The sequence below is a fragment of the Streptosporangium sp. NPDC050284 genome, from assembly GCF_044459525.1.
Classification (GTDB): Bacteria; Actinomycetota; Actinomycetes; order Streptosporangiales; family Streptosporangiaceae; genus Streptosporangium.
The window spans coordinates 39,646-50,393 of record NZ_JBITIZ010000027.1; the positions used below are offsets into that span (position 1 = coordinate 39,646).

The following is a 10,748-nucleotide window of genomic DNA, read 5'->3' on the forward strand; positions in this document are numbered from 1 at the left end:
GCGACGGGGAGAGCACGGATCATGACGGTGTCGGCCCGTGCGCGGGAACGTTCATGTCGAGCGCGGTGCCCTCGGTCCAGGGTTCCGGCCGGGTCAGGAACACCGAGTCGCCGTCAGTGCCCTCCTGCATCCGCACCCACCGCCGCATGGCGGCCTGGGTGACCGGTGACGACATGCTCATCAACGCGGCGACGGCCTCCTGGTTGAGACTGGCCCGGGCCGAGAGGGAAGGGGCGTCATTGAAGATCCGCTTCTGCAGGGCCACGGCCTTCCGCGGTCGCCTGGCATAGCGTTCCGCCATCCGCTGTACCGTGTCCAGCAGGTCCTCGGCCGGCACCACCCGGTTCACCAGGCCCAGCTCCAGAGCCTCCTGCGGCGTGTAGAAACGCGCTTCGAGCATCATCTCCAGAGCCCGGGACGGCCCGACGAGCTGGACGAGCCGCTGCCCGCCCAGGGAGGTGTTCAGCCCCAGCGACAGTTCGGGCAGGCTGAAACCGGCACCGCGGTCAGCGGACACGCGCATGTCGAAGAAGACCGACATCTCCAGGCCACCGCCGCCGCACGGCCCGTTCACCGCGGCGATCCACACCGCCGGGGAGTGCATCAGTCGCAGCGCCATGTCATGGAACCGGGTCACCGCGAGCAGTCCTTTGAGCGAGGAACGGGCGATCAGACGTTCACCCGCCCGGCCCGTCATGGCCCGCACACTCCGGTACAGGTTCTGAGCGACCGCGCGGGAGATCTCCGGCGTGCCGTCCGCCTGCGAAGAGATGTCGGCTATGTCGAAGTGCGTGATGAACCGGCCGGGGCGCGCGCCGGTGACGACGACCGCGCCGACCGAGACGTCGTGCTCCACCGCCTCGACGAGCCGGATGAAGTCCCGTTGCATCGGCAGGGTCATGTAGTTGAACGGCGGAGCGTCCACCCGCGCCGTCAGCACCCGACCCGACTGCTCAAGCCGCAACGTGGACAGTTCGAGACCTACCGCGCCTTCCACAGGCCCCCGATCCGTCTGTTCTTCACCGGACATCCCTCAACCTGCCCATCGGAGCCAGCCGTCGACCAGGCGGGCCGTGTCCTCCGCCTTCTCGGCGAGCATCGAGAAGTGGTTCGCCTCGATCGTCCGTACGGTGTGCGACGGGTCGAACGGTGTCGCCCGCCAGTAATCCGATTCAGGTTCGACCTCGGAGAACGGCTCCGTGCACTGCACGAACAGCACGGGCGCTCTCACATCGGCCAGTTCGATACCGTGCGTAATGGCAGACCAGTGCCCCATCGCGGAAAGTCGCGCGGTGTTGAACCCGCCGAAAACCGTCTCCATCTGCATGATGTACTGCAGCACCTGCTCGGACAGCATCTGCGAATCGCCACCCGCGCGGGGATGGAAGGAGTCCATCATCACCACCGCCTCCGGGGAGATCCCCGACTTCTCCAGCACACCGGCCGCGCCGTAAGCGAGGATGCCGCCGGCCGAATGACCGACGAGCACGAACGGTTCCCCCTCACTGGCCTGCACGATGCTTTCCGCGATACTCCCGAGGGCGACATCGATCGTGGCGGGAAGGCCCTCACCGAGGGCGTAGCCGAGCAGGGGAAGCGCCGAGACGTGCCTTTCCCCGCGGAAGTGCGCGGCGAACCGCGCGTACTGGTGAACGCCACCGGTCACCGTGGACGAACTCACGCAGATCAAGCGGGGCGGCGCCGCACCACCGGCCAACGTCACCGGCCGGGGTGTTTCCTTCGGGTCGACAGGCGCCTCGTACGTGGGCCGGGCCCTCGCCACGGCATACAGCAGTCCGAACGCCTCCTGCGTCTTCCCGGAGCGGAAGGCGCCGCGGAACAACTCCGCCAAGGTGTCGTTCACCTGGCCCGTCGTCGAGGTGGTGGTCGCCGTACCGTCGTTCGTCCGGTTGAGGAGCTCATGCCGCAGCCAGTGGGCGAGACCGGCGGAGTTCTTGTTCTCGAACACCGCCATCAACGGGAATTCCCAGCCGATCGCCCTGACAAGGGAGTTACGCAATTCGGTCGCGCTGAACGAGTCGAAGCCCAGCTCGAAGAAATCACGTTCGAGATCGACGGCCGCGGAGTCGCCGTGGCCGAGAACGGCGGCCGCGTGGCGCTGCACCAGTTCCCGCAACACCTCGTGCTGCTGCGCTTCTCCAAGCCCCCGCAACCGCTCCCGGGCGGTGTCCGCCTCGGGGGTCGACTCGGAATCGGCCGGCCCCATCACCGCGGCCAGCCCTGTCTCCGCCAGGTTCCCGGTGGGCGAACCGGTTCCGCCGAGCCAGTAACGCCGTCGCTGGAAGGCATAGGTGGGCAGGTCGATCCGGCGCCCGCCAGGCGGCAGCACCGAGCGCCAGTCGACGGGAACCCCGCGCACGTACAGCTCGGCCAGCGCAACCGTGGCCGCCATATGCTCGTCCCGGTCCTTACGCAGCACCGGCACCAGCACCGTGTCCGACCGATGCCGGTTGGCGGGCGAGTCGGCGAGCGCGGCGAGGGTCTCGCCGGCCATCGCGGCCAGCACCCCGTCGGGGCCCAGTTCCAGATACGCCCGCACGCCCTGGTGGTGCAGGGCTCGCACGCCGTCGGCGAAACGAACCGCGCCGCGGACCTGGTCGACCCAGTAGTCGGGCGAGCACAGCTGCTCGGCCGTGGCCACCTCGCCGGTCACGTTCGAGACGACCGGGATTCGCGGCGCGCTGTAGGTCAGCGTGCGGGCCAGGGCACGGAAGTCCTCCAGCATCGGATCCATCAACGGTGAATGGAACGCGTGCGACACCCGCAACCGCTTCGTCCGCACCCCCCGATCCTCCAGCACCGCGGCGATCCCGAGAACCGGCTCCTCCGCGCCGGAGATCACCACCGAGGCGGGACCGTTCACCGCCGCGATCGACACCTCACCCTCATGTCCCACCAGCAGAGCGGCGACCTCCTCCTCGGAGGTCCTCACCGACACCATCGCCCCACCGGCAGGAAGTGCCTGCATCAACCGAGCCCGGCCCGCCACCAGCGCACACGCGTCGGCGAGCGACAGCACCCCGGCCACATGCGCCGCCGCGATCTCCCCGATCGAATGCCCCGCCAGCACACCTGGCCGCAGCCCCCAGGACTCCACCAACCGGAACAGTGCCGTCTCCACCGCGAACAACGCGGGCTGCGCCCACCCCGTCCGATCCAGCAACTCCGCCTCGGCCGACCCCGGCTCGGCGAACAGCACCTCCCGCAACGAACAACCCCGGTGGTGCCCCGCCCGCTCAGCCTGCTCGCGTTCCCGGTCGAACCTCTCCAGCAGCGGCTCCAGCTCGGTGAACACCTCGTCCAGCGCCTGCGCGAACACCGGGAACCGCCCATACAGCTCCCGGCCCATCCCCGCCCGCTGACTCCCCTGACCGGTGAACAACACCGCCAGCCTCGGCTCCACCCCCGCCACCCCGCGCACCACACCCGCACCCGGCAGATCCTCGGCGACAGCCCGCAGGCCGGCCAGCGCACCATCACGACTCTCGGCCAGCACCACCGCCCGATGCTCGAACGCCGACCGCGTCGCCACCAGCGAGAAACCCATGTCCACCTGGTCCAGCTCGCGGTGCGCACTCACCTGCGCCGCCAGCCGTCGCGCCTGCTCACGCAGCGCCTCGTCACTTCTGGCCGACACCACCCAGGGCACCACACCCGTCGGCGTCCGGTCCCGCACCCCCGGCTCTGCCTGCGGCACCTCCGGCTCCTGCTCGATGATCAGGTGAACGTTGGTGCCGCTGATCCCGAACGACGACACACCCGCCCGGCGCGGACGACCCGTCTTCGGCCACTCGACCTGCTCGGTCAGCAGCTCCACCGCGCCCGCCGACCAGTCCACGTGCGACGACGGCGCGTCCACGTGCAACGTTCTGGGAAGCACCCCGTGCCGCATCGCGAGCACCATCTTGATCACACCGGCCACACCCGCCGCGCCCTGCGTGTGGCCGATGTTCGACTTGATCGATCCCAGCAGCAGCGGACGACCGGCTTCACGGTTCTGGCCGTAGGTGGCGAGCAGCGCCTGCGCCTCGATCGGGTCACCCAGCCTGGTACCGGTCCCGTGCGCCTCCACCGCGTCCACCTCGGCGGCGGTCAGCCCGGCACCGGCCAGTGCCTGGCGGATCACCCGCTGCTGCGAAGGGCCGTTCGGCGCGGTCAGACCGTTGGAGGCGCCGTCCTGGTTGATCGCCGACCCGCGCACCACCGCGAGCACCTGATGACCGTTGCGGCGCGCGTCCGACAACCGCTCCAGCAACAGCACACCGACACCCTCGGACCAGCCGGTGCCGTCCGCGCTGTCGGAGAACGCCTTGCACCGCCCGTCGGGCGCCATCCCGCCGTCCACTCCGAAGCCAAGGAACCCGAGCGGGGTGGCTATCACCTTGACACCGCCTGCCAGCGCCAGGCTGCACTCGCCCGAGCGCAACGCCTGCGCCGCCAGGTGTATGGCGACCAGGGACGACGAGCACGCGGTGTCGATCGTCATCGTCGGGCCCTCCAGGCCCAGGACGTAGGACAGGCGGCCCGACAGCACACTGGCCGCCGTACCGGTGAGAATGTAGTTCCGCACCTCTTCCCCGGCTTCCAGGCACAGGTTCCCGTAGTCCTGGCCGTTGGTGCCCACGAAGACGCCGGTGGAGCTGCCCTTGAGCGAGGCCGGGTCGATCCCGGCCCGCTCGACCGCCTCCCACGTCGTCTCCAGCAGCAGCCGCTGCTGCGGGTCCATCGCGAGCGCCTCACGCGGCGTGATCCTGAAGAATCCAGGATCGAACTCCGTCACATCCGACAGGAACCCGCCCTGACACTCCGCGCCCAGCATCGATATCGTCTCCACATCCCAGCCCCGATCGACCGGGTGTGTAGAGATCGCGTCCTGCCCCTCGGACAGCAACCGCCACAGATCCTCAGGAGAGGCGACTTCACCTGGAAAGCGGCACGCCATCGACACGACCGCTATCGGCTCGTGCCTGCCCGACTCCACCTCTTCGAGCCGCCGGCGGGTCTCGTGCAAATCGGCGGTGACCCACTTCAGGTACTCGACGAGCTTTCGGTCTTCGGACATGAGAGTGGCCCTTCACATTGTTCAGACGAGGGCTCGGATCACAGATCTTTCGAGCGCCCCAGTTCGTTGTCGATGAAGCTGAGGATTTCCTCGGTACTCGCCGATTCGAGCATGTCGGCGACGGCGACTTCGCCGTTTTCCGTGCCGCTCTCGCTCACCCTCGCCAGCAGGTGCCGCAGCCGGGTCGAGATGCCGTTCCTGGTGCGATCGTCGAGTGCGTTGCCGGGAAGACCGGAAAGAGAGGTCTCGAACCGGTCGAGGTCGGCCAGCAACGACAGTTCTACCGCGGCGTTCGCTCCGGGCGCGATCTCCTCCAGGAGGTGTTCGGCGAGGCTGGCCGGGGTCGGGTAGTCGAAGATGAGGGTCGCGGTCAGCCGCAGCCCGGTGGCCACGTTGAGCCGGTTGCGCAGTTCCATGGTGGTGAGGGAGTCGAAGCCCAGCTCGCGGAACTCTCGTCCGGGCTGGATCGCGTCCACCGACTCGTGTCCCAGCACCACCGCCGCCTGCGTCCGCACCAGGTCCATCATCAGTCGTACCTGCTCGGTGTGCTCCAGGCCGGCGAGCCGCTTCACCAGCTCCGCTTCCCCGCCCGCCACAGCCGAGACCGCCGAACGACGCCCCGCGCGGACCAGGCCCCGCATCAGATGCGGCACCTCGCCCACCGCCCGCAGCACCGGCAGCTCCAACCGCACCGGCACCACCATCGCCCGGCCCGACGCGGTGGCGGCCTCGAACGCCGCGAGGCCCTGCTCGGCCGAGAGCGCCGGCATCCCCGGCCGGTTGATCCGCCGCATCTCGACCGCACTCAACGTGCCGGTCATTCCCGCGTCCTGAGCCCACGCGCCCCACGCCAGCGACAACCCCGCCAGTCCTTCGGCCCGGCGCACCTGAGCCAGCGCGTCCAAGAACACATTGCCCGCCGCGTAGTTGCCCTGACCAGGCGCTCCCAGCACACCGGCGAACGAGGAGAACAGGACGAACGCCGCGAGGTTCGTGTTCCGAGTGAGTTCGTGCAGATGCCAGGCCGCGTCGACCTTCGGCCGCAGCACCGCCCCCAGCCCCTCGGCCGTCAGCGACGGAATCGTGCCGTCGGCCAGCACACCGGCGGTGTGAATCACCGCGGTCAGCGGGTGCTCGGCATCGATCCCGGCCAGCAGCTCCGCCACCTGATCCCGGTCGGCCACGTCACAGGCGGCGACCGTGACCTCGACTCCATGCGCGATCAACTCCGCCTGCAACTCCACCGCGCCCGGAGCATCCAGGCCCCTGCGGCTGGTCAGCAGCAGATGACGCACCCCACGCTCGGCCACCACATGCCACGCGAACAACGCACCCAGACCACCGGTACCACCGGTGATCAACACCGTCCCCTGCGGGTCCCAGACCCGGCTCGCCGCTCCCTCCGTGTCAGAGCCGGGCACCACCCGCGCCAGGCGCGGTACCCACACCTCACCATCGCGCACCACCGCCTGCGATTCACCCGAGGAAAACGCCTCGGCCAGCACCGCCGGCAATCCGGACAGCGAGGATTCCCGGTCATCGACGTCGACCAGCGCGAACCGGCCCGGTTCCTCAGACTGCGCGCTGCGGACCAGACCCCACGTCCCAGCAGCCGGAAGATCGGCCACCACCTCACCGTCGGTCGCGACCGCGCCCCGGGTGAGGAACACCAGGCGCGAATCGGCGAACCGCTCATCGGCCAACCACTGCTGCAGCAGGTGCAGCACGTGAGTCGTCAGCGCATGCGCCGACTCCACCATCCCGACCGCCGGATCCGAGAGCGCCTCCACCATCACCACGGCCGGGACCGGCCCCGCCTCGGCCAGCGCGGACAGATCCGCATACACCGGCACCGCGTCCCCGGCCTCGCGCAACGCCGCCGCCACACCCAGCGCGTCCACGCCGAGCACCGCCACCGACATCGACGCCTGCTCCGCCTGCGCCACAGCACCCACCGGCGCCCACTCCACCCCGAACAACGACTCCCAGCCCGCACCCACACCCTCGGAGAGACCCAGCTGCTCGATCGCGACCGGCCGCAACACCACGTTGCGCGCCGACACCACCGGCCCACCGGCAACATCCACCGCGCTCAACGACACCGCATCCGGCCCCGTCTTGACCAACCGCACCCGCAACACCGACGCCCCACCCGCGTGCAAACACACCTGCTCCCACGCAGACGGCAGCACACCACTCTCGGAACCGTCCAGATCAGCGAAGGCCACCGCGTGCAGCGCCGCGTCCAGCAGCGCCGGATGCATCCCGAACGAGCCCGCGCTCGGGGCCGCCTGTTCGGGCAGCCTCACCTCGGCGAACACCTCACCGTCGGCACCGCGCCAAAGCTCGCGCAACCCCTGGAATGCCGGACCGTAGGCGAAACCGTCCTCGGCCAGTTCCTCGTACAGCCCCTCCAGCTCGATCGCGGACGCCCCCGCAGGCGGCCACTCCGCCGCCTCGAACGGCACGACCTCCGCCACTCCGGTCGCGAGCGTGCCGGTGGCGTACCGCGTCCACGCCACCTCCTCGGCCGCCCCCGCCGAACGGGCATACACGCTCACACTCCGACGATCCGACTCCTCCTTGGCCTCCACCCATACCTGCACCATGACCGCGTCCCGCTCGTCCAGCACCAATGGCGCGTCCAGGGTCAGCTCCTCGACCACCTCGCAGCCGACCTGGTCCCCGGCACGTACCGCCAGCTCCACGAACGCCGAACCCGGCACCACCACCGAACCCGCCACCACGTGATCGGCCAGCCACGGATGCGACGAGAGCGACAACCGACCCGTCAGCACCACCCCGTCGGAGTTGGCCAGCGGCATCGCGGCGCCCAGCAACGGGTGATCCGTCGCGGCCAGACCCGCCGCCGCCACATTCCCTATGTCGGAACCGAGGTTGTCGGGCCAGAACCGCTGGTGCTCGAAGGGATAGGTCGGCAGGTCGACCCGGCGCCCACCCGGCAGCACCGAGCGCCAGTCCACCGGCACCCCGTGCACATGCAACTCGGCCAGCGCCGCCATCACCGCCACATGCTCATCGCGGCCCTTGCGCAGCACCGGCACCAGCACCGTGGGCAACTCATGCGCATGCGTCTCCGGTTCGGTCGCGATGATGTCCTGGGCCATAGCGGTCAGCGCCCCGTCGGGGCCCAGCTCCAGATACGCCCGCACGCCCTGCGCGCGCAGAGTGCTCACGCCGTCGGCGAAGCGAACCGCGCCACGGACCTGGTCCACCCAGTAGTCCGGCGAGCACAACTGCTCGGCCGTGGCCGCCCGCCCGGTCAGGGTCGACACGATCGGAGTCCTCGGCGCCCCGTAGGTGAGCCCGCTCGCCAGCGTGCGGAAGTCCTCCAGCATCGGATCCATCAACGGCGAATGGAACGCATGCGACACCCGCAACCGCTTCGTCCGCACCCCCCGCTCCTCCAGGGCAGCGGCGATGTCGAGGACCGGCTGCTCAGCACCGGAGATCACCACCGATGCCGGGCCGTTCACCGCCGCGACCGAGACCTCCTTCTCCCGCCCGGCGAGCAGCTCGGCGACCGCCTCCTCGGAGGTCTGCACCGCCACCATCGCCCCACCGGCAGGAAGCGCCTGCATCAACCGCGCCCGGCCCGCCACCAGCGCGCACGCGTCCTTCAAGGACAGCACCCCCGCCACATGAGCAGCGGTGATCTCCCCGATCGAATGACCGGCCAGCACATCCGGCCGGATTCCCCACGAGGAGACCAGCCGGAACAGCGCCGTCTCCACCGCGAACAGCGCCGGCTGCGCCCACCCGGTCCGATCCAGCGCCTCCGCCTCCGCCGACCCCGGCTCGGCGAACAACACCTCACGCAACGACCCCTCAAGCAGCGGATCCAGCTCCGCGATCACCTCGTCCAACGCCGTCGCGAACACCGGGAAACGGTCATACAACTCCCGGCCCATCCCCGCCCGCTGGCTACCCTGACCGGTGAACAACACCGCCAACTGCGGCTCGCCCACGGCCACCCCGCGCACCACGCCCGCACCCGCACGGTCCTCGGCCAGCCCTGCCAGCCCAGCCAGCACACCCTCACGACCATCGGCCAGCACCACCGCCCGATGCTCGAACGCCGACCGCGTCGTCGCCAGCGAGAACGCCGCATCCGCCAGCCCCAGACCAGGCTCACCCCCCAAGAGGGACACCAACCGCCCGGCCTGCGCCCGCAACGCCTGCCCCGTCTTCGCCGACACCAACACCGGCACCACACCCGCGACTACCTCGCCCTGCGAAACCTCTCCGGACTCCGGCACCTCCGGCCCCTGTTCGAGGATCACGTGCGCGTTGGTGCCACTGATCCCGAACGACGACACACCCGCCCGGCGCGGACGACCCGTCTTCGGCCACTCGGCCGACTCGGTCAGCAGCTTCACCGCACCCGCCGACCAGTCCACATGCGAGGAAGGAGTATCGATATGGAGCGTCTTGGGCAGCACACCGTGCCGCATCGCGAGCACCATCTTGATCACACCGACCACACCCGACGCCGCCTGCGCGTGACCAAGGTTCGACTTGATCGCACCTATCAGCAGCGGCCGGTCCTCGTCCCGGTCCTGGCCGTACGTCGCGAGCAGCGCCTGTGCCTCGATCGGGTCACCCAGAACCGTGCCGGTCCCGTGCGCCTCCACCGCGTCCACCTCGGACGCCGACAAACCGGCGCTGATCAGCGCCTGGCGGATCACCCGTCGCTGCGAGGGACCGTTCGGCGCGGTCAGACCGTTGGACGCACCGTCCTGGTTCACCGCAGAGCCACGCATCACCGCGAGCACCTGGTGGCCGTTGCGGCGCGCGTCCGACAACCGCTCAAGCACCAGCATGCCCACACCCTCGGACCAGCTGGTGCCGTCCGCACTGTCGGAGAACGCCTTGCACCGACCATCGGGCGCCACCCCGCTGCCTTGCATGCCGAAGCCGACCAGCACCATCGGCGACGTCATCACCGTGATACCGCCGGCCAGCGCGAGCGAGCACTCCCCCGACCGCAGCGCCTGCGCCGCAAGGTGCAATGTCACCAGCGACGACGAACACGCGGTGTCCACCGACACCGCAGGACCCTCCAGGCCCAGCGTGTACGACAGGCGGCCCGACAGCACACTGGCCGCCACACCGGTGACGCCGTTGCCCTGCGCGTCCGCCGGAGAACTCATGATCACGCTCATGTAGTCCTGACCGTTGGTGCCCACGAACACCCCGGTGGAACTGCCCTTCAGCGAGGCCGGGTCGATCCCGGCCCGCTCGACCGCCTCCCACGTCGTCTCCAGCAGCAGCCGCTGCTGCGGGTCCATCGCGAGCGCCTCACGCGGCGAGATCCCGAAGAACCCCGCGTCGAACCCCGCCACATCCGACAGGAACCCACCCTCGGACCCGACACCCACCGCTGACATCGACTCCAGGTCCCAACCCCGATCAGCCGGGACCTGCGAGATCGCGTCCTCGCCCTCGACCAGCAACCGCCACAGATCCTCGGGAGAGTCGACCCCACCTGGGTAACGGCACGCCATCGACACGATCGCGATCGGTTCCTGCCTGCCCGACTCCACCTCTTCGAGCCGCCGACGGGTCTCATGCAAATCGGCGGTGACCCATTTCAAGTACTCGACGAGCTTCCGGTCTTCGGACATGAGAGTGGCCCTTCACA

The 10,748-nt window shown here is 69.6% G+C and carries 3 protein-coding genes; all 3 read right to left on the bottom strand.

All coding sequences use genetic code 11. From position 1 onward, the window contains the following. Positions 1-19: 19 nt before the first annotated feature. From ACIBH4_RS37130 to ACIBH4_RS37140, 3 genes are read right to left on the bottom strand one after another with little or no spacing between them, the layout of a single operon-like run. Entirely contained in the window at positions 20-997 is a 978-nt protein-coding gene (locus ACIBH4_RS37130) for an enoyl-CoA hydratase/isomerase family protein (RefSeq protein WP_362521645.1), read from the bottom strand. Between the two features lie 36 nt (positions 998-1,033). After that, positions 1,034-5,083, bottom strand: a complete 4,050-nt coding sequence (locus ACIBH4_RS37135; protein WP_362769816.1) for a beta-ketoacyl synthase N-terminal-like domain-containing protein — start codon at positions 5,081-5,083, stop codon at positions 1,034-1,036. 38 nt (positions 5,084-5,121) lie between these two features. Next, the gene (locus tag ACIBH4_RS37140) at positions 5,122-10,731 is read right to left on the bottom strand and encodes a type I polyketide synthase (protein ID WP_362769818.1); all 5,610 of its coding nucleotides are present in this window, start codon (positions 10,729-10,731) and stop codon (positions 5,122-5,124) included. Positions 10,732-10,748: the final 17 nt, after the last annotated feature.